The sequence below is a fragment of the Mycolicibacterium sp. XJ1819 genome (assembly GCF_053483675.1).
In genome coordinates, this window is record NZ_JBEFST010000019.1 from 19,686 (window position 1) to 46,523 (window position 26,838).

Annotated in this window: 19 protein-coding genes and 1 tRNA gene; 14 read left to right on the forward strand and 6 right to left on the reverse strand. The window is 67.7% G+C overall.

Features of this window, described 5'->3' with window-relative positions; genetic code table 11:
• Positions 1–5 precede the first annotated feature (5 nt).
• The 6 genes from ABQE89_RS20290 to ABQE89_RS20315 all read left to right on the forward strand — a co-directional run bounded on the left by ABQE89_RS20290 (position 6) and on the right by ABQE89_RS20315 (position 6,566).
• Positions 6–1,574, forward strand: coding sequence for an AMP-binding protein (locus ABQE89_RS20290; RefSeq protein WP_448419914.1), 1,569 nt, complete (start codon positions 6–8; stop codon positions 1,572–1,574).
• Positions 1,575–1,612: 38 nt separating this feature from the next.
• Complete coding sequence (locus ABQE89_RS20295) at positions 1,613–2,803, forward strand: amidohydrolase family protein (protein WP_448419916.1); 1,191 nt, start codon at positions 1,613–1,615, stop codon at positions 2,801–2,803.
• Positions 2,800–4,245 carry a FadD3 family acyl-CoA ligase gene (locus tag ABQE89_RS20300; protein ID WP_448419918.1) on the forward strand — a complete coding sequence of 482 codons (1,446 nt, stop codon included), beginning with the start codon at positions 2,800–2,802 and terminating at the stop codon, positions 4,243–4,245. Before ABQE89_RS20295 ends, ABQE89_RS20300 begins: the two co-directional genes overlap by 4 nt.
• A 105-nt stretch (positions 4,246–4,350) precedes the next feature.
• Positions 4,351–5,184: an Rv1363c family protein gene (locus ABQE89_RS20305; RefSeq protein WP_448419920.1), complete on the forward strand. Its 834-nt coding sequence runs from the start codon at positions 4,351–4,353 to the stop codon at positions 5,182–5,184.
• 17 nt (positions 5,185–5,201) lie between these two features.
• Positions 5,202–5,861: a hypothetical protein gene (locus ABQE89_RS20310; RefSeq protein ID WP_448420069.1), complete on the forward strand. Its 660-nt coding sequence runs from the start codon at positions 5,202–5,204 to the stop codon at positions 5,859–5,861.
• A gap of 15 nt (positions 5,862–5,876) precedes the next feature.
• On the forward strand, positions 5,877–6,566 hold the full coding sequence (locus ABQE89_RS20315) for an IspD/TarI family cytidylyltransferase (RefSeq protein ID WP_448419922.1): 690 nt from the start codon (positions 5,877–5,879) through the stop codon (positions 6,564–6,566).
• Here ABQE89_RS20315 and ABQE89_RS20320 read toward each other — a convergent pair.
• Positions 6,541–7,272, reverse strand: coding sequence for an IspD/TarI family cytidylyltransferase (locus ABQE89_RS20320; RefSeq protein WP_448419924.1), 732 nt, complete (start codon positions 7,270–7,272; stop codon positions 6,541–6,543). The genes ABQE89_RS20315 and ABQE89_RS20320 overlap by 26 nt on opposite strands.
• Positions 7,273–7,407: 135 nt before the next feature.
• Here ABQE89_RS20320 and ABQE89_RS20325 point away from each other — a divergent pair, with 135 nt between their 5' ends.
• Positions 7,408–7,827 carry a ChaB family protein gene (locus ABQE89_RS20325; protein ID WP_448419926.1) on the forward strand — a complete coding sequence of 140 codons (420 nt, stop codon included), beginning with the start codon at positions 7,408–7,410 and terminating at the stop codon, positions 7,825–7,827.
• On the opposite strand, the gene ABQE89_RS20330 is transcribed toward ABQE89_RS20325, so the two are convergent.
• Positions 7,824–9,158: an MFS transporter gene (locus ABQE89_RS20330; RefSeq protein WP_448420071.1), complete on the reverse strand. Its 1,335-nt coding sequence runs from the start codon at positions 9,156–9,158 to the stop codon at positions 7,824–7,826. The two genes, ABQE89_RS20325 and ABQE89_RS20330, sit on opposite strands and share 4 nt — an antisense overlap.
• A gap of 275 nt (positions 9,159–9,433) precedes the next feature.
• Between ABQE89_RS20330 and ABQE89_RS20335 the strand changes: the two genes are divergently transcribed.
• From ABQE89_RS20335 to ABQE89_RS20355, 5 genes are all read left to right on the forward strand, one after another.
• Positions 9,434–10,201: a MerR family transcriptional regulator gene (locus tag ABQE89_RS20335; RefSeq protein ID WP_448419928.1), complete on the forward strand. Its 768-nt coding sequence runs from the start codon at positions 9,434–9,436 to the stop codon at positions 10,199–10,201.
• 122 nt (positions 10,202–10,323) lie between these two features.
• Positions 10,324–11,058: a DUF1906 domain-containing protein gene (locus tag ABQE89_RS20340; protein ID WP_448419930.1), complete on the forward strand. Its 735-nt coding sequence runs from the start codon at positions 10,324–10,326 to the stop codon at positions 11,056–11,058.
• Positions 11,059–11,573: 515 nt separating this feature from the next.
• Complete coding sequence (locus ABQE89_RS20345) at positions 11,574–20,804, forward strand: fatty acid synthase subunit beta domain-containing protein (protein WP_448419932.1); 9,231 nt, start codon at positions 11,574–11,576, stop codon at positions 20,802–20,804.
• Complete coding sequence (acpS, locus tag ABQE89_RS20350) at positions 20,795–21,187, forward strand: holo-ACP synthase AcpS (protein WP_448419934.1); 393 nt, start codon at positions 20,795–20,797, stop codon at positions 21,185–21,187. The genes ABQE89_RS20345 and acpS overlap by 10 nt, the downstream gene beginning before the upstream one ends.
• A gap of 93 nt (positions 21,188–21,280) precedes the next feature.
• Complete coding sequence (locus tag ABQE89_RS20355; RefSeq protein ID WP_448419936.1) at positions 21,281–22,636, forward strand: dipeptidase; 1,356 nt, start codon at positions 21,281–21,283, stop codon at positions 22,634–22,636.
• On the opposite strand, the gene bcp is transcribed toward ABQE89_RS20355, so the two are convergent.
• On the reverse strand, positions 22,613–23,086 hold the full coding sequence (bcp, locus tag ABQE89_RS20360; protein WP_448419938.1) for a thioredoxin-dependent thiol peroxidase: 474 nt from the start codon (positions 23,084–23,086) through the stop codon (positions 22,613–22,615). The two genes, ABQE89_RS20355 and bcp, sit on opposite strands and share 24 nt — an antisense overlap.
• A 141-nt stretch (positions 23,087–23,227) precedes the next feature.
• On the opposite strand from bcp, the gene ABQE89_RS20365 reads away from it, so the two are divergent.
• On the forward strand, positions 23,228–23,452 hold the full coding sequence (locus ABQE89_RS20365) for a DUF3618 domain-containing protein (protein ID WP_448419940.1): 225 nt from the start codon (positions 23,228–23,230) through the stop codon (positions 23,450–23,452).
• Between the two features lie 12 nt (positions 23,453–23,464).
• On the opposite strand, the gene ABQE89_RS20370 is transcribed toward ABQE89_RS20365, so the two are convergent.
• The 3 genes from ABQE89_RS20370 to ABQE89_RS20380 form a co-directional block, all read right to left on the reverse strand.
• Positions 23,465–23,635 (reverse strand): hypothetical protein, encoded by a 171-nt coding sequence (locus ABQE89_RS20370; protein ID WP_448419942.1) that lies wholly within the window; start codon positions 23,633–23,635, stop codon positions 23,465–23,467.
• Positions 23,636–23,974: 339 nt separating this feature from the next.
• A complete protein-coding gene (locus ABQE89_RS20375; RefSeq protein ID WP_448419944.1) occupies positions 23,975–25,057 on the reverse strand; it encodes a PE-PPE domain-containing protein in 1,083 nt (360 codons plus the stop codon).
• Between the two features lie 311 nt (positions 25,058–25,368).
• A tRNA-Lys gene (locus ABQE89_RS20380) sits at positions 25,369–25,444 on the reverse strand.
• Positions 25,445–25,604: 160 nt separating this feature from the next.
• On the opposite strand from ABQE89_RS20380, the gene ABQE89_RS20385 reads away from it, so the two are divergent.
• On the forward strand, positions 25,605–26,825 hold the full coding sequence (locus tag ABQE89_RS20385) for a L,D-transpeptidase (protein ID WP_448419946.1): 1,221 nt from the start codon (positions 25,605–25,607) through the stop codon (positions 26,823–26,825).
• The last annotated feature ends 13 nt before the right edge of the window (positions 26,826–26,838 follow it).

Sequence of the window (26,838 nt, forward strand, 5' to 3'; positions counted from 1 at the left end):
CGTCGATGCGCAAAATCCCGGTTGAGCTGACCAAACGGTACGTCGAAGAAGGCTGGTGGACCCCCGACACGCTGGGGCAACTGCTGTCGCGTGGGCTCGAGGCCAACTCGGACACCGGCTTCTGGGTGCACTCGGAGGTACAGCCGTACGCCGGAACATTCGCCGAGGTCGAACTGCGGGCCCGCCGACTGGCGGCGGGACTGCGACGCCGCGGCGTCGGACCGGGCGACGTGGTGGCGCTGCAACTGCCCAACTGGGTGGAAGCCGCCATCGCGTTCTGGGCGTCGGCGTTCCTGGGCGCGGTGGTGGTGCCGATCGTGCATTTCTACGGGCGCCGGGAATTGGGCCATATCCTGGCCAGCGCGCGGCCGAAGGTCTTCATCACCGCCGAGGAGTTCGGCCGGATGCGGTTTCACCCCGACCTGTGCGCGGACGTGCCGATCATCGGGCTGGTCGGCGACAACTTCGAGGACCTGCTCGACGACGAGCCGATGGCGGGCACCCTCGCTGCCGACCCGGCCGGGCCCGCGCTGATCGCGTTCACCTCCGGCACGACCAGCGCACCCAAGGGCGTCGTCCACAGTCATCAGACGCTGGGGTTCGAGACCCGTCAACTGCTCGCGAACTACCCGCCGGATCGGGGCCGGCAACTGACCGCGACCCCGGTCGGACACTTCATCGGGATGCTCGGCGCGTTCCTGATCCCCGTGCTCGAGGGCGCGCCGATCGACCTGTGCGACGTGTGGGATCCGGGCCGGGTGCTCGAGCTCATCGAGACCGAAGGTCTGTCGGTGGGCGGCGGGCCGCCGTACTTCGTCACCAGCCTGCTCGATCACCCCGACTGCACGCCGGCGCACATGGCGCACTTCAAGACCGTGGGACTGGGCGGGTCGACGGTGCCTGCGGCGGTCACCCGCAGGCTGGCCGACATGGGCATCTTCGTGTTCCGCTCGTACGGCAGCTCCGAGCATCCCTCGATCACCGGGTCGAGCCCCGACGCGCCGGAGGTCAAACGGCTCTACACCGACGGCAACCCGCGGCCGGGGGTGGAGATCCGGTTGGGCCCCGACGGCGAGATCTACAGCCGGGGACCGGATCTGTGCCTGGGTTATACCGACGACGCGCTGACCGAGCGCGCGTTCGACGCCGACGGTTGGTATCGCACCGGCGACGTCGGTGTGCTCGACGAGGACGGCTATCTCACCATCACCGACCGCAAGGCCGACGTGATCATCCGCGGTGGCGAGAACATCAGCGCACTCGAGGTGGAGGAGGTGCTGTTGGGGATGCCCGGCGTCGCCGAGGCCGTGGTGGTCGCGGCGCCCGACGACCGGTTCGGCGAACACGCGGCCGCGGTGCTGCGGGTTCGCGACGGGTTCCCCGCGCCGACCTTCGACGAGGTGCGCGCTCATTTCAAGGCGGCGGGCGTGGCGATTCAGAAGTGGCCCGAGGAACTGCACCGGGTGCCGCCCGGGCAGGACTTTCCGCGCACGGCAAGTGGGAAGGTGCAGAAGTTCCTCATCCGCCAGGACGTGACGGCCGGCGCCTACCAGGTGATTGCGGCCCGCAGATAATGAGAATACGATTCTCCCGATAAGAAAAGGAGTGTTCCATGGGGCAACTTTCCCACCGTGTCGACATCCCGTTTCCGCTGTTCGACGCGGATAACCACCTCTACGAGCCCGAAGAGGCGATGACCAAGTACCTGCCCAAGGAGTACAAGGACGTCGTTCAGTACGTCCAGGTCAACGGCCGCACCAAGATCGCGCTGCGCGGCCAGATCAGCAACTACATCCCCAACCCCACCTTCAACGTGGTGGCCAAGCCCGGGGCGTGGGAGGAGTACTTCAAGTACGGCAACCCCGACGGCAAGAGCAAGCGCGAGCTGTTCGGTGAGCCGATGCGGTCGATCCCGGCGTTCTTCGAACCCGGCCCGCGTCTGGAGTTGATGGATGAACTGGGTCTTGACCGCTCGCTGATGTTTCCGACGCTGGCCAGCCTGGTCGAGGAGCGGTTGCGTGACGATCCGGTCGCGATCCACGTCATCGTGCATGCGCTCAACGAGTGGCTCGACGAGGTGTGGGGGTTCAACTACAAGAACCGCATCTTCACCACGCCGGTGATCACCCTGCCCATCGTCGAGAAGGCGATCGAGGAACTGGAATGGGTGGTCAAGCGTGGTGCGCGCGCCATCCTGATCCGGCCCGCGCCGGTGCCCGGCTTCCGCGGCCCGCGGTCGTTCGCGCTGCCCGAGTTCGACCCGTTCTGGCAGAAGTGCGTCGAACACGACGTGCTGGTCGCGATGCACTCCAGCGACAGCGGCTACTCCCGCTACACCTCCGAGTGGGACGGCGCGGCGCAGGAGATGCTGCCGTTCCAGACCAACGCGATGGCGATCCTCAACGAGTGGCGGCCGGTCCAGGATGCGGTGGCGTCCTGGGTGATTCACGGTGCGCTGTTCCGGTTCCCGACCCTCAAGGTCGCCGTCATCGAGGCCGGCTCGAAGTGGATGTTCCCGCTGCTGGACAACATGGCCGAGGTGTACAAGAAAGCTCCGGAGGCGTTCCCGGCCAACCCCGTCGAGGAGATCAAGAACCGGATCCACGTCAGCCCGTTCTACGAAGAGGGCATCGACGATCTGATCAATCTCATCGGCGTGGAGCGGGTGCTGTACGGCTCGGACTATCCGCATCCGGAGGGCCTGGCAGAGCCGACCCACTACGTCACCGCGCTCGAGCACCTCTCGATGGAGGACCAGGCGAAGATCATGGGCGGCAACCTGTCTCGCCTCGTCACGGTGTGACGTACCGGAAACGCTGGGAGACCATCCCGCAGATGGTCTTGAGTGCGGCGGACCGTTTCGGCGACGCGGAAGCGGTCGTCGACGGTCCGCTGCGCTTGTCTTTCGTCGAGGTTGTCGAACGCATTCGTTGCGCCGCAGGCGCATTCGCCGACCTCGGTATCGACAAGGGAGATCGCGTCGCGATCTGGGCGCCGAACTGCGCCGAGTGGATCATCGCGGCCTTCGGCCTGCTGACCGCGGGCGGGGTGTTGGTGCCGGTCAACACCCGCTTCAAGACCGACGAGGCCGCTGACATCATCGAGCGCGGCGCGGTCAAGGCGGTGCTGGTCCAAAAGGGCTTCCTGGGCCAGGATTTCGTCGCACCCCCGGGTGTGCCGGTGATCGATCTCAGATCCGACTTCCTCGGCAGCGGTTCACCGTTCCAGCGCGACGTCAGCGGCCACGACATCGCCGACGTCATCTTCACCTCCGGCACCACCGGCCGCCCCAAGGGCGCCAGGATGAACCACCTTCAAACGTTACGGATGTACGAGGAATGGGTGAGGCTCGCCGATCTGCGTGAGGGCGACCGCTATCTGATGATCAACCCGTACTTCCACACCTTCGGGTTGAAGGCAGGGCTGGTCGCATCGTTTCTGCGCGGCGCGACCATGCTTCCGGTCGCGGTGTTCGACATCGATTCAGTGGTGGAACTGATTGAGCGGGAACGGATCACCATGCTGCCGGGTCCGCCGACTCTGTATCACTCGCTGCTCGAGGTCGCGGACAAGAGCAGGCTGGCCACGTTGCGCGCCGGCGTGACCGGGGCGGCCGACATCCCGGTGGAGTTGGTTCGCCGGATACACGACGAACTTCCGTTCCAGACGCTGATGACCGGCTACGGGCTCACCGAGGCCGGCAATGTGACACTGTCACGTCCCGGTGACTCCTTCGAGGACGTGGCCACCACGGCGGGCCTACCGTGCGAGGACGTCGAGGTGCGCATCGCAGACGACGGGGAGGTGCTGGCCCGCGGTTACGGGGTCATGCAGGGTTATCTCGACGACCCCGCCGCCACGGCAGACGCCATCGACGCCGACGGCTGGCTGCACACCGGCGATCTCGGCGAGTTCACCGACTCAGGCAGGCTGCGCATCATCGGACGCAAGAAGGACATGTTCATCGTGGGCGGTTTCAACGCCTATCCCGCCGAGATCGAAGGCTTTCTGCTCGAGCACCCGGCGGTCACGCAGGCTGCGGTGATCGGTGTTCCCGACGAGCGCATGGGGCAGGTCGGCAAGGCGTTCGTGGTCATCGGGAAAGACGCGGTGATCAGCGCCGACGACCTCATCGGCTGGTGCCGCCAGCGAATGGCCGGATTCAAGGTACCGCGATATGTAGAGTTTCTCGACAGGTTGCCGCTGAACGCCACCGGCAAGGTGATGAAAGACGAACTGCGCTGAGCGAGGCGCCGGCACGTACAGAGGTATCGTCGCGGCGATACGCAAAATGGAAAATGGCATTCTCACGACCGGGCAATACCGGGCAATAAGGACAAGGAGGTCGCCGTGCCGTCATTTCGGCGCCGTGGATCGGCGATCGGCACGGGCCACGTCGAGGGACCGACGAAGAAGCCTGAACCCGACGCGCTGACGCTGGCCGAGGAGGCCGAGGCGGAGGCGGCGGAGGCCGAGGCGCTCGCGGCCGCGGCCCGGGCCAGGGCACGTGCGTTGCGGTTGCGCCGGGAGGCGCAGGCGGCCGAAGTGACCCCTGAAACAGACGCCGAAACCGAAGCGAGCGAAGCCGATGATCCGGCGGTCGTGGCCGAGCAGGCCGAAGAGGCCGAAGAGGCCGAGGAGGCCGAAGCACCCGAAGCCGAGGTGCCGACCGTCGAGCGGCCGTCGGGTCGCCGCTGGGGCAGGATCTTCAAGGTGGCCGCCATCTCGCTGGCCCTGTTGTGTACCGCCGCGCTGTTGGCGGCCAGCGCCTATATGGTCTGGCATCACCGCGAGGCCGCCGCCGACCAGAAGCTGACCGCCGAATACGCTGCGGCCGCACGGCAGAGCGTCGTGACCCTGATGTCGCTGGATTTCAACAAGGTCGAAGAGGACGTGCAGCGCATCATCGACAACTCGACCGGGCAGTTCAAGGAGGACTTCGAAGCCCAGGCCGAGGATTTCGTCAAGGTGGCCCAGGATTCGAAGGTCGTCACCGATGTGACGGTCACCGCCACCGCCGTTGAGACCATGGACGAGAAGTCGGCGGTTGCGCTGGTGTCGGCGACCTCCCGGGTCAGCAACGCCGCAGGCGCCAAGCAGGAACCACGGGCCTGGCGGCTGTCGGTGGACCTGGAAAGAGACGGCGGACAGATCAAGATGTCGAAAGTCGAGTTCGTGCCGTGACATCCGAGGAGAACACCATCACCGCTGACGAACAGGCGAACAGCGATGCCACCGAACTCACCGACGCCGAGTCCGAAGCGACCGAGCTGACCGGCGCCGAGTCCGACACGGCGACAGACGAACCCGCCCAGGGCCCCACTGCTGACAACGGATCCGGCCGTGACGGCGTGGTCTCGGCGGTGATGCGCGGTGCGCGTCGCAACGTCGTCGTCATCCTCATCGTGATCGCGCTGCTGGCGTCCGCAGGGGTGGCGTCGTGGCTGTATTTCACCCAGTACCGGGTGGACACCCAGACCGACGCTCACGCCGCCGATGTCGCGCTGGAGGCCGCGACGAGCGGTTCGGTGGCGCTGCTGTCCTACTCGCCGGAGAGCCTGGAGCAGGACTTCGCGAACGCGAAATCGAAACTGACCGGTGAGTTCCTCACGTACTACACCCAGTTCACCGAACAGATCGTCACTCCGGCCGCCAAGGAGAAGGACGTCAAGACCGCCGCGTCGGTGGTGCGGGCGGCGGTTTCGGAGATCACTCCGGACTCCGCGGAGGTGCTGGTGTTCATCAACCAGACCACCACCAGCAAGGAGAACCCGGACGGCGCATTTGCCGCCAGCTCGGTGAAGGTCGGTTTGACGAAGGTCGACGGACGCTGGCTGATCGACGCCTTCGACCCGGTGTAGCGGACGCGGGACCGGGTGGAGTTCTCGGCGATCCTGCCGCTGCCGGACGTGCGCGCGGCCGACAGACCTGCGGCCTTCTTCGCATTGGCGGGGCGGCAACCGGTGGTGCGTCTGGTGCGCGACATGCTGAGTGCGGTGAGCAGTCCCGCGCAGGTGGTGGTGGCCGCGGCGCCCTCACTGATCGACGAGGTGCGCAAAGCCCTGGTCTCCCAGGGCCTTCCAGCGGTCAGTGTCGTCGACGCCGCGGGCAGCGCACGCGCTGACTGCCTGACGGCGGCCCTCAACCACCTCGAGAGCCGGGGGATCGCGACGTCGCATGTGCTGGTCTACGAAGTGGCCCAGCTGCTGACCCCGGAGGTTCTGCGGGACCGGGTGATCGCCGGTCTGCGTGGCGGCGGGGTATTCGTGGCACCCGCGCTGGCAGTCACCGACAGCATCAAGGCCGTCGACGAACGGGGGTCGGTGATCAGCACCGTCGACCGCGCCAGCGTGCGCACGGTTCAATACCCGCGCGGGTTCAGCACCCGTACCCTGGTCGAGTTGCTGGCGCGCCGACGCGACGCGCAGTTCGACGAGCTTGCCCTGGCCGTCGACGCGGCCGTACCGATCACCGTGGTCGACGGTGACGCCGACGCTTTTTTGGCCGAATTGCCAAGGGATGCGGAATTTGTCGAGGCCGTCATCGAGAGCCCGCACGCGCGCTGAGCAATCGTTCGGCCACGGCGATGTCGCGGGCGTAGGTCACCTTCAGGTTGCGCGGATCGCCGTGGAATGTACGGATCTCGACCTCGGAGTACTTCTCGACGCACGACGAGGTGTCGGTGCCCTCGAATCCGTCACGGCCCGCCGCCCGGTACGCCTCGAGCAGAGGTCGCGCGCGAAACGCCTGCGGTGTCTGGACGCGTACCAGTCTTCGGGTGCCGGACATCGGCGGTTCGATGCCGCCGTCGACTCGAGCCCGCACCGCGTCACGCACCGCGATGGCAGGCAGCGCGCCGCCGAACTCACGGGCCACCGACAACGCGGTGACGAACATCCCGGGACCGGCCAGCGGCCGGGCGGCGTCGTGGATGGCCACGACGTCGACGGCACCGGACTCGATGTCGGCGGCCAGATAACGCAGCACGTTGAGTTCCGAGTGGTGTCTGGTCTGGCCGCCCTCGACGAACTCGACTGTGGTGTGCGGCAGTTCGCGCTCGACGGTGCCCTCGGCGAGTTCACGTTCGCCGGCCCGGTAGACCAGCACGCGTCGGGAAAGTTCGGTCACCTGGGTCAGTGCGTCCAGTGACCACGTCACCATGGCGCGCTCGGCCAGTCGCAGATAGGCCTTGTTGCCGTCGGCTCCGACCCTGGTGCCCAGGCCCGCGGCGAGCACCACGCCGACAGCGTGACTGCGCGGCGGTGTCTGCATGCTCGTATCTTGTCACCGATCGTGGCGGGGTCGTTCATCAGCGGGTTTAGCGCACTGGGGTCGGTGGTAACTCCAGACCGCGGAGCCACAGTGGCAATCGGTGCAATTTCAGTGGCCCCAGTGAGGAGTACCGCAATGCCGAAGACAACGAAGAGCGGTAGCGCCCGCAAGAGCGAACTGCCGAGCACGCTGCAGAAATCCAGCGCCAAGGCGCAGCGCACGTTCGCCAAGGCGCACGACGCCGCCGTCGAGGAATACGGCGAAGGCCAGCGCGCGCACCGGGTGGCCTACAGCGCGCTCAAGCACAGTTACGAGAAGGTCGGTGACCACTGGGAAGCCAAGGCCAAGAAGGGCCCGTCCGATCAGCGCGCTCGCAGCGGCGGCCCCAACGCGAAGGGCGCCACCGCCGAAGGTGTCGACGCGAACGCGTCGAAGAAGCACCTCGTCGACGTCGCACGGCGGTTGGACATCTCGGGGCGTTCGACGATGAACAAGCAGGAGTTGGTCTCGGCCATCAAGAAGGCCAACCGCAGACAGACCGCACGCAACCGCTAGTCCGGCGGGCCGCGGTGGGGGTCGAACCCCTCGAGCAGCATCCGTTCGGCCCGCTCCGCCTCGGCGCCGCGCTCGGCCCGCAGCAGCCGACGCGCCTTGTGGCGGGTAATCAGGATCCCGGCCACCGCAAGGCCCCAGATCACGTACTGCACGGTCCACGCCAGCTGGAACGCCTGCAGCGAAAACCCGCCCGCGACATCCAGGATCAGCCCCATCGCCTGCATCACGGCCAACGAGGCGAGGAAGCCGCCCATGTTGACCAACCCGGAGGCGGTGCCCAGCGTGTCGCTCGGGTTGAAGGTGCGTGCGAAGTCGAAGCCGACCATCGAGCCTGGGCCGCCGACCGAGATCACCACGATCAGCACGATCAGCATCCACAGCGGGGCGCGTCCGGGTAACAGCAACACGATCGTCCACACCAGCGCGTTGCTCGCGATGATCGCGAGCACCAGTCGTGATCGTCGCTGCGGGTGACGACCGGTGAACACGCCGATCAGCACGCCCGAGCCGATCGCGGCGACGACCGAAATCGTCAGCAGCGCACCCGCGATCTCCGGTGACAGGCCCTGCGCCGTGGTGAGATACGGCACCCCCCACATCAGCGCGAACACGGTCACCGAGAACTGCGTGCCCATGTGGGTGAAGAAGCCCAGACGGGTGCCTGGACGCAACCACACGGTCGTGACGCTGGTCAGCGTCTCGCGTACCGACAGCGTGTGGACCTCGACGACGTTGCCGTGCGGCGCGTTCTTCACCAGCGCCAGCGTCAGCACGATCGCCACCACACCGATCGCCGCCACCGAGACGTAGGCGGTGGTCCAGCCCGCCGCGGTGAGAATGCCGAAGAACGGAATCGCGGAGAGCACCTGGCCGAGTTGGCCGCAGATCCCGGTCAGCTGGGTGACCAGCGGAACCCGTGGCGGTGCGAACCAGCGCGGCACCAGGCGCAGCACCGAGATGAACGTGAACGCGTCGCCCAGACCCACCACCGCGCGTGCGGCGATCGCGGCGGGCAGCGACTCGGTGAACGCCAGCACGAGTTGGCCCGAGGCCATCAGCGCGGCGCCCCAGGTGATCAGCGCCTTGGAGCCGAACCGGTCCAGCAGAAGGCCGGCCGGGACTTGGGCGGCGGCGTAGACGATGACCTGCAGGACCACGAACGTCGACAGCACCCCGGGACTGGCGTGGAAGCGTTCGGCTGCGGCCAGCCCGGAGACACCGAGTGTCGTGCGGTCGAGCACGGCGACGATGTAGGCGAAGAGTCCGGTCCCCCAGACGATCCAGGGGCGGACTCCGAGCGGGTAGCTGGCGCGTGTGCCTTGATGGTCAATCCCGCCATTGTCCGATATCGGGGGGACCGCGAAGCCAACCGCGCTGACGCGCCGGCGGCCTCCCGGCGAGTTGGCTGGATCTGCACAGCCGGGACCGGCGCGGTTTGTGGCTGCCGCGAGAGTGCAGGCAGCGAAATATATGACGGTTAGCTGGCAAACACCGGAGCAGTCCGCACGAGTTCGCTCGCGACGGCGCGGACGCGGCTATTCTGATCTTATGGACCGTTGCGGTGTGCTACTCGGCCGCGAACGCGTGCGCACCGGGGTGCAGGGCGTTGGCTGAGTATCGGCTCGACGAACTTGCGCAAATCTCTGGCGTCAGTGCCCGCAACATCCGTGCGTACCGGGAACGCGGACTGCTCGACCCGCCCCGCCGAGTGGGCAGAACCGCGTTGTACGACGACTATCACCTCTCCCAACTCCGCACGATCAGCCAGTTGCTTCGGCGCGGGTTCAACTCGGCGCACATCGCGGAGTTCTTCGCAAGCATGCGTGAAGGCGCCGATCTCGCCGACATCCTCGGGATCCAGCGCGCGGTGCTCGGCCCGCCCACCGGGCCGAGCACACAGCGCGGCGCCGGCGCGGGCGCACAGCGCTTCGTCGACATCGATCCCGACAGCCCCGAGGCCCGCAAGCTCGTCGAGTACGGGTTGGCCGAACTGGTCCGCGGTGGGGTCGCGATGACCGATCCGGCGATCGGCGAGATCATCGCCAGGGCACCGGATCAACTGCTCTACGTGCGGGCGGTGCTGAGCATCCACGAGGAGACGCGCGACGCGATCGACGACTTGGCCGGTGGCTTCGTCCACGCCCTCGAGGCATCCCTGACGGCCAGGTTCGGGGAGAACTATGCCGCGGCCGCCGACCAGACCGAGGAGTTGGGCCGGATCGTCGAGGATTACCGCGACCTGTGGAGCGGCGTCGTGTCGGCGCAGATGGACAAGTCGTTACAGCAGCAGATGACCAACGCCGTCTCCGGCTACACCACCGGCGTGCTGCTGAGCAAGGCGCCGCGCAGCCCGGAATCGCAGGATCGCTCGTAAGGCCGTCGACGCGGGCCGGCGCCGAGCATCGCCGCCGTGAGACGACACGACGCCGTTCTTGATGCAGCTGTGACCAGTGGCGTTGGCGTGAAAATTGAGGTGATTGTCGTACTCTGTGGCTCGTGTCGATACCCCGTCGTTCGCTGCTGAAGGGCGCCGCCGCGGCGCCGGCCGCGTTCGCGCTCGGCACCGGTCTGTCCGGCCTGGTGTCGGCGGCCGCGGCGCCGGTCGCCTCGGCGGCCCCGCTGGGAGTGCTGCTCGACTATGCGGCCGGGGTGATCAAGGCTTCCGACATCCGGGCCGCGGGCGCACTGGGTGCCATCCGATACGTTTCGGACCGGCGGCCGGGCGGCGCCTGGATGCTGGGCAAACCCATCCAATTGACCGAGGCGCGCGATCTCTACCAGAACGGTTTGAAGATCGTGTCGTGTTATCAGTACGGCAAGCAGGACACCGCCGACTGGCTCGGCGGTCACGACGCCGGTGTCGCGCACGCCAAGCGCGGCTGGCAGCTGCACGTTGCCGCCGGGGGTTCCTACGGAGCGCCGATCTACACGTCGATCGACGACAACCCGACCTACGAGCAGTACAAGAGGCAGGTGGCGCCGTATCTGCGGGGCTGGGAAGCGGTGCTGGGGCATCAACGCGTCGGTGTCTACGCCAACTCGAAGACCATCGAATGGGCTTTGCAGGACGGGCTCGGGGCCTACTTCTGGCAGCACAACTGGGGCTCGCCGGGCCGGACCGCCCATCCCGCCGCCCACCTGCATCAGGTCGAGATCGACAAGAGGTCGGTCGGGGGTGTCGGGGTGGACATCAACCACATTCTCAAGCCCCGATACGGGCAGTGGGACTAAACCTTACCGATCAGTAAGGACTCGCAGCAAACGTCTTGTAGTCGCCGGCGCCGGGTACGGGGCCCGACCGGCATGATCGGCCACTTGATGCGCGCCGCTCTGGCTGGTCGGACTCGTGGTAAATTTTTACATAACAATTCCATAACAAAACTACGTTGATCTGCGGAGTTGTCCTTACTCGACCGTAACCACCTGCCAACAGGACGTTTGTCTCGCAAGGCTTCGACGGGCTCGGGACGCCACGTTACCCAAGTCGGGGTTACCCACGCGTAGAACTCATTAGTAACCATTTGGGCGGGAAAAATCACCCCCTCTCTTATGACACTCTTAGTACGGCTCGAGCGTCCGCTGGCAGGCGTCGTGAAGACCCGCGACACCGCCGCGACCTGGGCCGGTTGAGATTCGACGCCGAATCGGATGGCCCGCATCAGGGCGGCCATCACAGCTTCCAGAGCCGACCGCCGACAGACGACGAGCGAGATCCGCGAGACAGCACGCAAGGGAGACAGCAGGACGTGACGATCAACGAGCAGCACCGTGTGTCCGCCGAACCTACGACCGGCCCCACCGAATCGCATGCCGGCGCCCAGGCCCTCGTCGACCGTCTGCACGCCGGTGAGCCCTATGCGGTGATCTTCGGCGGCCAGGGCGGCGAGTGGCTGGAGAACCTCGAAGAACTGGTCAGCTCCGCGGGCATCGAGTCGGAGATCAGCGAGCTGGTCGCCGAGGCCGAACTGCTGCTCGAACCGCTGGCCCGCGAGTTGGTCGTGGTGCGGCCGATCGGTTTCGAACCGATGAAGTGGATCCGTGCGCTGGCCGCCGACGAACCGCTGCCGCCCGCCAAGGACCTGATGACCGCCGCGATCTCGGGCCCGGGGATCCTGCTCACCCAGATGGCCGCCGTTCGCGCGCTGGCGCGCCAGGGACTCGACCTGACCGCGCACCCGCCCGTCGCCATCGCAGGCCACTCACAGGGCGTCACCGCCGTCGAGTCGCTCAAGGCCGGTGGCGCGCGCGATGTCGAACTGTTGGCGATGGGGCAGCTGATCGGCGCGGCCGGATCGCTGATGTCGCGGCGTCGCGGCATGGTGCGCCGGGGCGACGAGTCGCCGATGCTCTCGGTGATCAACGTCGACCCCGACAAGATCGCCGCGCTGCTCGACGACTTCGCCCAGGACGTACGCACCGTGCAGGCGCCGGCGCTGTCGATCCGCAACGGCAGGCGCGCCGTCGTCATCACCGGCACCCCCGAACAGCTGTCCCGCTTCGAGCTGTACTGCCAGAAGATCACCGAGAAGGAAGAAGCCGAGCGCAAGAACAAGGTGCGCGGCGGGGCTGTTTTCCGTCCGGTCTTCTACAAGCTTCCGGTGGAGGTCGGATTCCACACCCCGCGGTTGGCCGACGGGATCGCGCTCGTCGACGAATGGGCCCGCAAGGTGGGCGTCGACCCCGATGTCGCGCGGTTGATGTCGCAGAAGATCTTCATCGACCACGTCGACTGGGTGGCCGAGGTCGAGGAGCTGCACGAGGCGGGCGCCCGCTGGATCATCGACCTGGGCCCCAGCGACACCGCGACGCGTCTGACCGCACCGGTGATCCGCGGGCTGGGCGTCGGCATCGTGGCCGCCGCCACCCGCGACGGCCAGCGCCGGCTGTTCACCGCGGGTGCGGCTCCCGCGATCCAGCCGCCCTATTCGAGCTACGCACCCAAGCTGGTCGAACTGCCGGACGGTTCGGTGAAGCTGTCCACCAAGTTCACCCGGCTCACCGGGCGCTCACCGATCCTGCTCGCCGGTATGACCCCGACGACCGTGGACGCCAAGATCGTCGCGGCGGCCGCCAACGCCGGCCACTGGGCCGAACTGGCCGGCGGCGGTCAGGTCACCGAGGAGATCTTCGACAACCGCATCGCCGAGCTCACCGGTCTGCTCGAGCCCGGCCGCGCCGTGCAGTTCAACACGCTGTTCCTCGACCCGTACCTGTGGAAGCTGCAGGTCGGCGGAAAGCGCTTGGTGCAGAAGGCCCGTCAGTCCGGCGCGCCGATCGACGGGGTGATCGTCTCCGCGGGCATCCCCGACCTCGAGGAAGCCGTCGAGCTCATCGAGGAACTCAACAGCGTGGGGATCACCCACGTGGTCTTCAAGCCGGGGACGGTCGACCAGATCAAGTCGGTCATCAAGATCGCCGCCGAGGTGCCCGACAGGGACGTGATCGTGCACATCGAGGGCGGCCGCGCCGGTGGCCACCATTCGTGGGAGGACCTCGACGATCTGCTGCTGAGCACGTATGCGGACCTGCGCAAGCTCTCCAACATCACCGTCTGCGTGGGCGGCGGCATCGGAACCCCGGAGCGCGCGGCCGAATACCTGTCGGGCCGGTGGGCCAAGGACTACGGGTTCCCGGTGATGCCGGTCGACGGCATCCTGGTGGGCACGGCGGCGATGGCCACCAAGGAGGCGACCACCTCGCCGTCGGTCAAGCAGATGCTGGTGCAGACCTCGGGCACCGATCAGTGGATCAGCGCCGGAAAGGCCCAGGGCGGCATGGCGTCCAGCCGCAGCCAGCTCGGCGCCGACATCCACGAGATCGACAACGCCGCCTCGCGATGCGGACGGCTGCTCGACGAGGTCGCCGGCGACGGCGACGCGGTGGCCGCCCGCCGCGACGAGATCATCGCGGCGATGGCCGCCACCTGCAAGCCGTACTTCGGCGACGTGGGGGACATGACCTATCTGCAGTGGTTGCGCCGCTACGTCGAACTGGCGATCGGTGACGGTGACAGCACCGCCGACACCGCGGCGCCCAACAGCCCGTGGTTGGCCGACACCTGGCGCGACCGGTTCGCCGACATGCTCAAGCGAGCCGAGGCCCGGCTGCACCCACAGGACTCCGGTCCGATCGAGACGCTGTTCGACGACAGCGCCGAGGGGCAAGCGCTGCTGGAGAATCCGGAGCAGGCAATCGCCGCGCTGCTCGACCGCTACCCGGACGCCGAGACGATCCAGCTGCACCCGGCCGACGTGCCGTTCTTCGTCACGCTGTGCAAGACGCCGGGCAAGCCGGTCAACTTCGTGCCCGTCATCGACAAGGACGTCCGGCGCTGGTGGCGCAGCGACTCGCTGTGGCAGGCCCACGACGCGCGCTACACCGCCGACCAGGTGTGCATCATCCCGGGTACCCAGGCCGTCGCCGGCATCACCCGCGTCGACGAGCCGGTCGGCGAACTTCTGGACCGCTTCGAGCAGGCCACCATCGACGATGTGCGGGCATCCGGCGCGGAGCCGGTGCCGGTGGTCTCGCGCCGCCAGGCCCGCGCCGACGTCACCGGGCCGCTGGCGGTCGTGCTGGACTCGCCCGACGTGTTGTGGGCCGGGCGCACCGCGATCAACCCGGTGCACCGGATCGGAGCTCCCGACGAGTGGCAGGTCAACGAAAACCGCGCCGCCACACATCCTTCCACCGGATCGCGGCTGGAATTGGGCGCCGACGGCGTGACGCTGAGCGTGCCGCTGTCCGACATCTGGATCGACATCCGGTTCACGCTGCCGTCCTGCACGGTCAACGGAGGTATGCCGGTCGTCACCGTCGAGGACGCCTCGACCGCGATGCGTGCGGTGCTGGCCATCGCCGCGGGCGTGGACGGGCCGGAGTCGCTGCCGCCGGTGCGCGAGGACACCGCCACCGTGACCGTGCACTGGGATCCCGAACAGGTCGCCGACCACACCGGTGTGACGGCCACCTTCGGCGCCCCGCTGGCCCCCGGACTGACACTGGTGCCCGATGCGCTCGTCGGCCACTGCTGGCCGGCGGTGTTCGCCGCCATCGGCGCGGCGGTGACCGACGACGGCTTCCCGGTCGTCGAGGGCCTGCTGAGCCTGGTGCATCTGGATCACGCCGCACACCTGATGGCCCCGATGCCGCGCACTCGGGCCGAGTTGACCGTCACCGCAACCTCTTCGGCCGCCGTCGACACCGAATACGGCCGCGTCGTGCCGGTGTCGGTGCGCATCTGCGACGCCGACGGGTCGCTGCTGGCCGTCCTCGAGGAGCGGTTCGCGATCCGCGGGCGCACGGGCGCGGCCGAACTGGCCGACCCGCCGCGCGCCGGAGGGGCGATCACCGACAACGCGACCGACACGCCGCGTCGGCGTCGCCGCGACGTCACCGTCACCGCACCGACCGACATGAGCGCGTTCGCCGTGGTGTCCGGTGACCACAACCCCATCCACACCGACCGTGCCGCCGCGCTGCTGGCCGGGCTGAAATCGCCCATCGTGCACGGCATGTGGCTGTCTGCCGCCGCCCAGCACGTGGTCACCGCCACCGACGGCAAGCCGGCCCCGCCCGCCCGTGTGGTCGGGTGGACCTCCCGATTCCTGGGCATGGTGCTGCCCGGTGACGAGATCGAGTTCCGCGTCGACCGCGTCGGTATCGATCGCGGCGCGGAGATCATCGAGGTGGCCGCGCGGGTCGGTTCCGATCTGGTGATGTCGGCGACCGCGCAACTGGCCGCGCCCAAGACCGTCTACGCCTTCCCCGGGCAGGGCATTCAGCACAAGGGCATGGGCATGGAGGTGCGTGCCCGGTCCAAGGCCGCCCGCAAGGTGTGGGATTCGGCGGACAAGTTCACCCGCGAGACGCTGGGTTTCTCGGTGCTGCACGTGGTGCGTGACAACCCGACCAGTCTGATCGCCTCCGGCGTGCACTACCAGCATCCTGAGGGGGTGCTGTACCTGACCCAGTTCACCCAGGTCGCGATGGCGACAGTGGCCGCCGCGCAGGTGGCCGAGATGCGCGAGCAGGGCGCGTTCGTCGAGGATGCGATCGCCTGCGGGCACTCCGTCGGTGAATACACCGCGCTGGCCTGCGTCAGCGGGGTCTATGAACTCGAAGCGCTGCTGGAGGTGGTGTTCCACCGCGGCAGCAAGATGCACGACATCGTGCCCCGCGACCACCTGGGTCGGTCCAACTACCGGTTGGCCGCGATCCGGCCGTCGCAGATCGATCTCGACGACGCCGACGTCAAGGCGTTTGTCGCGAATATCGCGGCGAATACCGGTGAGTTCTTGGAGATCGTGAACTTCAACCTGCGCGGTTCGCAGTACGCGATCGCCGGGACGGTGCGCGGACTGGAGGCCTTGGAGGAAGAGGTCGAGCGCCGCCGCGAGCTCACCGGCGGCAAGCGCTCGTTCATCCTGGTGCCCGGTATCGACGTGCCGTTCCACTCGTCGGTGCTGCGCGTCGGCGTCGCCGACTTCCGTCGCTCGCTGGAGCGCGTGATGCCGCGCGACCAGGATCCGAACCTGATCATCGGCCGTTACATCCCCAACCTGGTGCCCAAGCCGTTCAGCCTGGAACGCGAATTCATCCAGGAGATCCGGGATCTGGTGCCGGCCGAACCGCTCGACGAGATCCTCGCCGACTACGACACGTGGCTCAACGAGAAGCCGCGCGAACTGTGCCGCAAGGTCGTCATCGAGTTGTTGGCCTGGCAGTTCGCCAGCCCGGTGCGCTGGATCGAAACCCAGGATCTGCTGTTCATCGAGGAGGCCGCGGGCGGACTGGGCATCGAGCGGTTCGTCGAGATCGGCGTCAAGTCGGCGCCGACGGTCGCCGGTCTGGCCGCCAACACGCTGAAACTGCCGGAGTATTCACACAACACCACCGAGGTGCTGAACTCCGAGCGGGATGCGGCGGTGCTGTTCGCCACCGACACCGACCCCGAACCCGACCACGACGACGACGAGCCAGAGGACACCGCGGCCCAGGCCGCACCCGTCGAGGCCGCACCCGCGCCGGCGCCCGCTGCGGCTCCCGCCGCGCCGTCGGGCGGCCCACGTCCCGCCGACCTCGCCTACACCGCCGCCGACGCCACCATGGCGTTGATCGCGGTGTCGGCGAAGATGCGAATCGACCAGATCGAGCCGTTGGACTCCATCGAGTCCATCACCGACGGCGCCTCGTCGCGGCGCAACCAGTTGCTCGTCGACCTCGGCTCCGAACTGAACCTCGGGGCCATCGACGGTGCGGCCGAAGCGGATCTGGCCGGGCTGAAGGATCAGGTCACCAAGCTGGCCCGGACCTACAAGCCCTATGGTCCTGTGCTTTCCGACGCCGTCAACGACCAACTGCGTACGGTGCTCGGACCGTCGGGCAAGCGGCCCGCCTACATCGCCGAACGGGTCAAGAAGACCTGGGAACTCGGCGACGGCTGGGTCAAGCACGTCACCGTCGAGGTGGCGCTGGGCACCCGTGAGGGATCCAGCGTGCGCGGCGGCGACCTCGGTACGCTGCACGACGGCGCGCTGGCCGACGCGGCCACCGTGGACAAGGTGATCGACGCCGCGGTGGCGTCGGTGGCGGCGCGCCAGGGTGTCGCGGTGTCGCTGCCCACGGCGGCGGCCAGCGCCGGCGGTGTGGTGGATTCGGCCGCGCTCGGTGAGTTCGCCGAAAAGGTCACCGGACCCACCGGCGTGCTCGCCTCGGCGGCCCGCCTCATCCTGGGCGAACTCGGCCTCGATACGCCCGTCAGCGTGCCCGAGGCCTCCGACGCCGAACTCATCGATCTGGTCACCGCCGAACTGGGGTCGGACTGGCCGCGTCTGGTCGCGCCGGTGTTCGACGGCCGCAAGGCGGTGCTGTTCGACGACCGATGGGCCAGTGCGCGTGAGGATCTGGCCAGGCTGTGGCTGATGGACGAGGACGAGATCGACGCCGACTGGGCGCGGATCTCGGAGCGGTTCGAAGGCGCCGGGCACATCGTCGGCACCCAGGCCACCTGGTGGCAGGGCAAGGCGCTGGCCGCCGGCCGCAACATCCACGCCTCGCTGTACGGGCGCGCGGCCGCGGGCGCGGAGAACCCGGGCGCGGGCTGCTACGCCGAGGAGGTCGCGGTCGTCACCGGCGCCTCCAAGGGCTCCATCGCCGCCTCGGTGGTGGCCAAGTTGCTCGACGGCGGCGCGACGGTGATCGCCACGACGTCGCGTCTCGACGACGACCGGTTGGCGTTCTACCGCACCCTGTACCGCGACAACGCCCGGTTCGGCGCCAAGTTGTGGGTGGTGCCCGCGAACATGGCGTCCTACAACGACATCGACGCACTGGTGGCGTGGGTGGGCACCGAGCAGACCGAAAGCCTCGGGCCGCAATCGATTCACCTCAAGGACGCGCAGACCCCGACGCTGCTGTTCCCGTTCGCGGCGCCGCGGGTGGCCGGTGATCTGTCCGACGCGGGTTCCCGCGCCGAGATGGAGATGAAGGTGTTGCTGTGGGCCGTGCAGCGGCTGATCGCCGGGCTGTCCCACATCGGTGCCGAGCGCGACATCGCGGCCCGGCTGCACGTCGTGCTGCCCGGCTCCCCGAACCGGGGGATGTTCGGCGGCGACGGCGCCTATGGTGAGGCCAAGGCTTCGCTGGACGCGCTGGTGACCCGGTGGAAGGCCGAATCGTCATGGGCGCAGCGAGTTTCGTTGGCGCACGCCCTGATCGGCTGGACCAAGGGCACCGGGCTGATGGGCCACAACGACGCGATCGTCGACGCAGTGGAGCAGGCGGGGGTGACCACCTACACCACCGACGAGATGGCGGCGATGCTGCTGGATCTGTGTGACATCGAGTCCAAGGTCGCCGCGGCGCGCGAACCGCTGGAGGCCGACCTGACCGGCGGGCTGGCCGGCGTCGACCTCGACCTCGCCGAGCTGGCCGAGCGGGCCCGCGAGGAGGCGATCGGCGAGGGCGCCGAAGAACAGGCCGACGAGCACGGCACCATCCGGGCGCTGCCGTCGCCGCCGCGCGGCTACAAGGGGGCTCCGCCGCCGGCCTGGGACGACCTCGACGTCGACCCCGCCGACCTGGTGGTGATCGTCGGCGGCGCCGAACTGGGGCCCTACGGGTCGTCGCGGACCCGCTTCGAGATGGAGGTCGACAACGAGCTGTCGGCGGCCGGGGTGCTGGAACTGGCGTGGACCACCGGCCTGGTCAAGTGGGAAGACGACCCCACGCCGGGCTGGTATGACACGCAGACCGGCGACCTGGTCGACGAGGGTGAACTCGTCGAGCGCTACCACGATGCGGTGGTGGAGCGGGTCGGCATCCGGGAGTGGGTCGACGACGGCGCGATCGATCCCGACCACGCCTCGCCGTTGCTGGTGTCGGTGTTCCTCGACAAGGACTTCACGTTCGTGGTGTCCTCGGAGGCCGATGCGCGTGCGTTCGTCCAGTTCGATCCCGAACACACCGTGATCGCGCCGGTGCCCGACAGCGCCGACTGGCAGGTGACCCGCAAGGCGGGCACCGAGATTCGGGTGCCGCGCAAGGTGAAGCTGTCCCGCACCGTCGGCGCGCAGATCCCGACCGGCTTCGACCCGACGGTCTACGGGGTGAGCCAGGACATGGCCAGCTCGATCGACCGGGTGGCGCTGTGGAACCTAGTCACCACCGTCGACGCGTTCCTGTCCGCCGGGTTCACCCCGGCCGAGCTGATGCGCTGGGTGCATCCGAGCCTGGTGGCCAGCACGCAGGGCACCGGCATGGGCGGCATGACGTCGATGCAGACGATGTACCACGGCAACCTGCTGGGCAGGAACAAGCCGAACGACATCCTGCAAGAGGTCCTGCCGAACGTGTTCGCCGGACATGTCGTGCAGTCCTACGTCGGCAGCTACGGCGCGATGATCCACCCGGTCGGCGCGTGCGCCACCGCGGCGATCTCGGTCGAGGAGGGCGTCGACAAGATCCGGCTGGGCAAGGCCGAGTTCGTCGTCGCCGGCGGCTACGACGACCTGACCCTGGAGGCGATCATCGGCTTCGGTGACATGGCGGCCACCGCCGACACCGAGATGATGCGGGCCAAGGGAATCAGCGACTCGAAGTTCTCCCGCGCCAACGACCGGCGCAGGCTCGGGTTCGTCGAAGGACAGGGCGGCGGAACGCTGTTGCTGGCCCGCGGCGACCTGGCGCTCAAGATGGGCCTGCCGGTGCAGGCGGTCATCGGCTACGTGTCATCGTTCGGTGACGGCATGCACACCTCGATCCCGGCACCGGGCATCGGCGCGCTGGCCGCCGGCCGTGGGGGCAGGCAGTCGGATCTGGCGCGGTCGCTGGCCAAGCTCGGGGTGGGCGCCGACGACATCGCGGTGGTGTCCAAGCACGACACCTCCACGCTGGCCAACGATCCCAACGAGACCGAGTTGCACGAGCGGCTCGCCGACTCGCTGGGCCGCTCCGACGGGGCGCCGCTGTTCGTGGTGTCGCAGAAGAGCCTCACCGGCCACGCCAAGGGCGGCGCCGCGGCCTTCCAGATCATGGGCCTGTGCCAGATCCTGCGCGACGGCGTGATCCCGCCCAACCGCAGCCTGGACTGTGTCGACGACGAACTGGCCGGCGCGGCGCACCTGGTGTGGGTGCGCGACACCCTGCGGCTCGGTGAGAAGTTCCCGCTCAAAGCGGGCCTGGTCACCAGCCTCGGGTTCGGCCACGTGTCCGGTCTGGTGGCGCTGGTGCATCCGCAGGCCTTCCTCGCCGCGCTCAGCCCGCAGGAGCGGGAGGACTACCGGCGACGCGCGGACGCCCGCGTGATGGCGGGCCAGCGCAGGCTGGCATCGGCGATCGCGGGTGGCCCGGCGCTCTACGAGAAGCCGACGGACCGTCGCTTCAGCGCGGACGCGCCGGAGAAGCCTCAGGAAGCCGAGATGCTGCTGGACCCGAATGCACGACTGGGCGACAACGACCTGTACACATGGCGATAGTCGGTGTGGGGATAGATCTCGTCTCCATTCCGGAGTTCGCCGAGCAGGTCGACCAGCCGGGCACGGTGTTCGCTGAAACGTTCACCCCCGGTGAGCGTCGCGACGCCGCCGACAAGAGCTCATCAGCGGCGCGGCATCTGGCCGCGCGCTGGGCGGCCAAGGAGGCGGTGATCAAGGCGTGGTCGGGTTCACGCTTCGCCAAGCGCCCGATGCTGCCGGAGGGCATCCACCGCGACATCGAGGTGATCACCGACATGTGGGGCCGGCCCAAGGTGCGGCTGAGCGGCGCGATCGCCGAGCATCTGCAGGACGTCACGATCCATTTGTCGCTGACGCATGAGGCCGACACCGCCGCCGCGGTCGCGATCCTCGAAGAGCGCTGAGTTTCTGGGCTTCCCGCCGCGAGATTGCATCCCCGCAGCAAAAGTGTGAGTGGGCACCTGCCGGAATGCAATTTCGCGGCTAGCGTCGAGGCTGTGAACGATCTGGTGCAGCGGGTGCGCGACGTGTTGCCGTCGGTGCGCCGCGATCTGGAGGACCTGATCCGCATCGAGTCGGTCTGGGCCGACCCGGCCCGCCGCGGTGAGGTCAAGCGCAGCGCCGAAGCGGTGGCGAAGCTGTTGTCCGATGCCGGGTTCGGAGGCGTGCGGATCGTCAGCGAAGGCGGCGCGCCGGCGGTCATCGCCCACCACCCGGCCCCGCCCGGTGCGCCCACTGTCCTGCTCTACGCCCACCACGACGTGCAACCGGAAGGTGATCGCGGCCTGTGGCACACCCCGCCGTTCGAGCCGACCGAGCGTGACGGGCGGCTCTACGGTCGCGGCAGCGCTGACGACAAGGCCGGAATCGCAACGCATTTGGCGGCGTTTCGGGCACATGACGGCAATCCGCCGGTCGGGGTGACGGTGTTCGTCGAGGGGGAGGAAGAGTCGGGGTCACCGTCGCTGTCGAGGTTGCTGGCCGCCCACCGCGACGAATTGTCCTCCGACGTGATCGTCATCGCCGACTCCGACAACTGGAGCACCGAGGTGCCCTCGCTGACGGTGTCGCTGCGGGGGTTGGTCGATTGCGTCGTCGAGGTCGCCACGCTCGACCACGGACTGCACTCCGGCCTGTGGGGCGGCGTCGTGCCCGACGCGCTCAGCGTGTTGGTGCGACTGCTGGCCAGCCTGCACGACGATGACGGCAACGTCGCGGTGGCCGGCCTGCATGAGGCTAAGGCGGCTGACGTCGACTTTCCGCCGGAACGGGTGCGTGCGGATGCAGATCTGCTCGACGGGGTGTCCGAGATCGGCTCCGGCTCAGTGCCGCAACGGCTCTGGGCCAAGCCGGCAATCACCGTCGTCGGGATCGACGCCACCCCGATCGACAAGGCGTCGAACACGTTGCTGCCTCGGGCGCGGGCCAAGGTCAGCATGCGGGTCGCGCCCGGCGGCGACGCGGCTCAGCATCTGGCCGCGCTGACCCGTCACCTCGAGCAGCACACGCCGTGGGGTGCCCAGCTGAGCATCACGCCCGGTGACATCGGCGCGCCCTACGCGATCGATGCCAGCGGTCCGGTCTACGACGCGGCACGCGCGGCGTTCCGCCAGGCCTGGGGCGCCGATCCGGTCCACACCGGAGTGGGTGGCTCGATACCCTTCATCGCCGAGTTCGCCGCGGCGTTTCCCTCAGCCGCGGTTCTGGTGACCGGCGTGGAAGACCCTGCGACACAAGCGCACAGCGTCAACGAGAGCCTGCACCTGGGGGTGCTGGAGCGCGCCGCGACGGCCGAGGCGCTTTTACTCGCCAATCTTGCAAAGCTGGGATCAGACGGACAGGTCGCGCCGTAGCTTGGCGACGTGGCCGGTGGCGCGGACGTTGTACTGGGCCACCTCGATTTTTCCGTTCTCGTCGACGACGAACGTCGAGCGGATGACTCCCTGCACCTTCTTGCCGTACATTGTCTTCTCCCCGTAGGCGCCCCACGCGGTAAGCACCTCGCGGTCGGGGTCCGACAGCAGCGGGAAGGTCAGCTTCTCCTTGTCGCGGAACTTGGCGAGTTTCTCGGGCTTGTCTGGGGAGATGCCGATGACGTCGAGTCCGGCGTCATTGAGTTCACCCAGGCTGTCGCGGAAGTCGCAGGCCTGCTTGGTGCAGCCCGGGGTGGAAGCGGCGGGATAGAAATACACGATGACCTTGCGTCCCTTGAAATCGGAGAGCTTGACCGTGTTGCCGTCGGCGTCGGGCAGGCTGAACGCGGGGGCTTTGTCGCCGACCTCGAGTCGAGAAGTCTTGGGCACGGTTGGGCTTCCTTTCCTAGGTTCCTGCGGACCTGTGCAGGTCTTCTGCAGACCGGCGCACGCCGATGAGCGCGGGCTGATCTAGGGTAGATCGGCAGGCTCCATCCGGGAGCAGGGAGTTACAGCGGCTTGGAGGCGCACGTGGCGGACCGCGACCCCGACACCATCAAGAAGGAGATCGATGCCGCTCGCGAACAGCTCGCGACGACGGTGGACACTCTCGCCGAGCGCGCCAACCCGCGTCGGCTCGCCGACGATCTCAAGGCAAGCCTGATCGGGTTCGTCACGAAGCCGGCCGTCGCCGCGTCGTTGGCAGGTCTGGGAGCCGTCGTGCTCGTGGTCGTGGTGCGTCGCAGGCGGCGCTGACGCGCCAGGGACTCAGCGCCGGCGGGCCGAGCGAAACCAGTCGGCGAACGAGAAGCTGGGGGGATTGGCGACCCGGCCGAGACGGGTGCAGCTGTATACCGAAATGGGTGACTGCGCAGTTATCTCATCGTCAGCGTGGCCGACGGTGGTGTCCGTCGCCAACGATGCGCCGATCTGCGACATCAGCTAATCCTTCATCTCGTCGTGCCGGTCACTGCCACGATAGCGGATATTCCGGCGTCAGCTAACTGGACTGTAGCAGTTTTAGCCGCTTTCCAGCAGCTTGTAACGCGAAAATCCGTGGGTTGTCTTCCCTCCGCAACGAACTTTTCTTGAGGCACGCGTAGCGCATAGTCTGCGACGAGGGCATTTCAGCACACATTTGCCTGGTCGAACACGGAATCGGCACAATAATTGACTGCAGCGTCAGCCGCAACCAATTCCGGCGAGGTGGTCGTTGCGCTCCAGGTCAGTTTGGAACGCAGATATTGCCCCGGCCCGGAAATCTTCGCTGGGCTGGGGTCAGGCCGCGTCCTCGGCCGTCGAATCCTCGCTGTCGGGGTCGGGGGAATCGGTGGTCGACGCGGACTGCTGGTCTACCCTCTGGGCCTCCTGGTCGTCGGCCGCGTCCGCGGCGAAGGTCCGGGCCAACGCGACGTCGCCCTTGACGTCGACGTCTTCGCCGTCTTCTTGAATGGCTTCTTCAGCGTCTTCGTCGATGGCGAGCGAGTCCAGCGCCGGGTCCGGGGTGGCCGCCGCCGACGACGGCCGAAGGCGGCCGTGCGAGAAGAACGGGCCGGCATCGGGATTGAGCCGGGAGTAGCCCGCGTCGACCATCGGCTTGAGCACCGAATTCATCCCGTCGACGATGCCTTTCGGCACGCCGAGTTGCTGAAGGGGTTTGAGGAGCGGCACCGTCGGCGCCGGGACCATGTAGGTGGTCGTGGTGCCACCGAGTTCGCTGGTCACCCGCGACACTTCGACTGCGTCGGACGGCGCGGCCAGCGCCGCCTTGTTGTGGTAGTACGCCAGCCCGAAGAGCGTGTTCGCCACGGCCAGCAGGTTCCATGGCCGGTCGGGAGGATCGGCCCAGGCGTCGTACTGGTGGAAGACGACGCTGACGTCGTACTGGCTGTCGGCCAGCGGCGTCATCGTGTAGTCGATGATCGGCACCCTCGCACCGACCGGCAGGTAGATGCTGGCCAAGCCGAGTTCCGGGCTCGAGAAGAGCACGAACGACAGCAGGTCGGCGCGCGGGGCGGTGGGATCGGTTGCGAGACGGGCTAACTCGCGGTTGATGACGAGAGTGCCCTCGGACAGCCCCGCGATCCTCACCGGCTCGCCGGTCGCGGCCACACTCTTGATCTGCTCGTCGAGCGAACGGCGCCCCGTCTCCACGCCCTCTTCGACCCTGGGCGCGGCCAGGCTTCCGCTCACCACCCCGATGCTAGCGGGGTAGGTCACCACCTCAGCGGTGCTGCCCGGATACCAGTTTTCGCCGATCATGCGGTTGAGCAGGGCGTATCCGTCGAGGACCGAGAGGGGGCCACCGCGTTCTTCGCCTGTTCCCAGCAAGTAGAAGCGCCCCACCGGCAGTTGGGTCACGAACCTCGGGTAATACAGCGGTCCCGCACCGGGCACTGTGAGCCTTGTCTCGGCTCGCGCCTCGGGCGTCGACGAAAGGGATCCACCGACGAAGGTCGCGAGGACGAGACCGGCCGCCGCTGTCGCTCTCAGTGCTCTTGTTCTCATCGGAATTCCCCCTCGCCGTGCACTGGGAATTCTGCTAGCCGGCGTCGACCGGCACTCGGAAATGCGCCATTGTGATTGGCCGCAACCGGGCCGGAATAAGGCGAAGATCGGGCCGATACCGGCCGATCCGTAACGCGGATATACCACTTGACCTGTGGTTTTCGTGGTGCGCCGTCAGGGTTTCGAACCCCGGACCCGCTGATTAAGAGTCAGCTGCTCTACCAACTGAGCTAACGGCGCCGCGGGTGAGACAATAACAGGCCGCGCGGTGCGGCGTGAAATCCAACCACCGCCCACCGTCGGCGTGGGCGTCGGCGTCGCGCCGCACTGCCAAGTTGCCCATAGACTAGTGGCCAACAGTCCTTGTTTGTGTGAGCCGGTTGCGAGGTGGAGCGAAAGTATGTGGCAGGTCAGATCCGTGGCCCGTCCGCGTCGAAAGCATGCATGGCTGCTGGCCATGGCACTCATCCCTGCTGTTGCGCTGGGGATGTCGGGGTGCAGCACGAACTCCGCGCCGTCACAGCCCGAGGTCATCAGCGACAAGGGGACGCCGTTCGGTGATCTGCTCGTTCCCAAGCTGTCGGCGTCGGTGACCGACGGGGCCGTCGGTGTGCCGGTGGACTCACCGGTGACGGTCAGCGCGGAGGACGGGGTGCTCGGCGCCGTGAGCATGGTCAACGAGCAGGGCAAGTCGGTGGAGGGTCAGCTCAGCCCCGACGGCCTGACGTGGTCCACCACCGAGCCGCTCGGCTACAACAAGAGCTACACGCTGACCGCGGAGTCGTTGGGGCTCGGCGGTGCCGCAAGCCGGCAGATGACGTTCGAGACGCACTCGCCGGCGAACCTGACCATGCCCTACGTGGTGCCCAGCGAGGGTGAGGTCGTCGGCATCGGTCAGCCCGTCGCGATCCGGTTCGACGAGAACATCCCGAACCGGCTGGCCGCGCAGCGCGCCATCACCATCAAGACCGAACCGCCCGTCGAGGGCGCGTTCTACTGGCTGAACAACCGCGAGGTGCGTTGGCGCCCAGCGAGTTACTGGAAGCCCGGCACCACCGTCGACGTCCAGGTCAACACCTACGGCGTCGACCTGGGTGACGGATTGTTCGGGCAGAACAACGTCAGCACGCACTTCACCATCGGCGACGAGGTCATCACCACGATCGACGACAACACCAAGACCATGACAGTCAAGCGCAACGGCGAGGTCGTCAAGTCGATGCCGGTCTCGATGGGCAAGAACAGCACGCCCACCAACAACGGCGTGTACCTCGTCGGTGACAAGCGTGCCCACATGGTGATGGACTCCTCGACCTACGGCGTGCCGGTGAACTCACCCAACGGCTATCGCACCGAGGTGGACTGGGCCACCCAGATCTCCTACAGCGGCATCTACGTGCACGCCGCGCCGTGGTCGGTGGGCAGCCAGGGCTACAGCAATGTCAGCCACGGCTGCATCAACGTCAGCACGAGCAACGGGCAGTGGTTCTACAACAACTCCAAGCGCGGCGACATCGTCGAGGTGATCAACACGGTGGGCTCGACGCTGCCGGGCACCGACGGCCTCGGTGACTGGAACATCCCGTGGGAGCAATGGAAAGCGGGCAACGCCAACATCTGACGTTGCCCGCTCC

Bases quoted from the DNA above. Each gene is read 5' to 3' on its own strand.
- ABQE89_RS20290 (WP_448419914.1), top strand. From the start codon at position 6: ATGCGCAAAATCCCGGTTGAGCTGACCAAACGGTACGTCGAAGAAGGC.
- ABQE89_RS20295 (WP_448419916.1), top strand. From the start codon at position 1,613: ATGGGGCAACTTTCCCACCGTGTCGACATCCCGTTTCCGCTGTTCGAC.
- ABQE89_RS20320 (WP_448419924.1), bottom strand. From the start codon at position 7,272: ATGCAGACACCGCCGCGCAGTCACGCTGTCGGCGTGGTGCTCGCCGCG.
- ABQE89_RS20325 (WP_448419926.1), top strand. From the start codon at position 7,408: ATGCCGAAGACAACGAAGAGCGGTAGCGCCCGCAAGAGCGAACTGCCG.
- acpS (WP_448419934.1), top strand. From the start codon at position 20,795: ATGGCGATAGTCGGTGTGGGGATAGATCTCGTCTCCATTCCGGAGTTC.
- ABQE89_RS20370 (WP_448419942.1), bottom strand. From the start codon at position 23,635: ATGTCGCAGATCGGCGCATCGTTGGCGACGGACACCACCGTCGGCCAC.
- ABQE89_RS20385 (WP_448419946.1), top strand. From the start codon at position 25,605: ATGTGGCAGGTCAGATCCGTGGCCCGTCCGCGTCGAAAGCATGCATGG.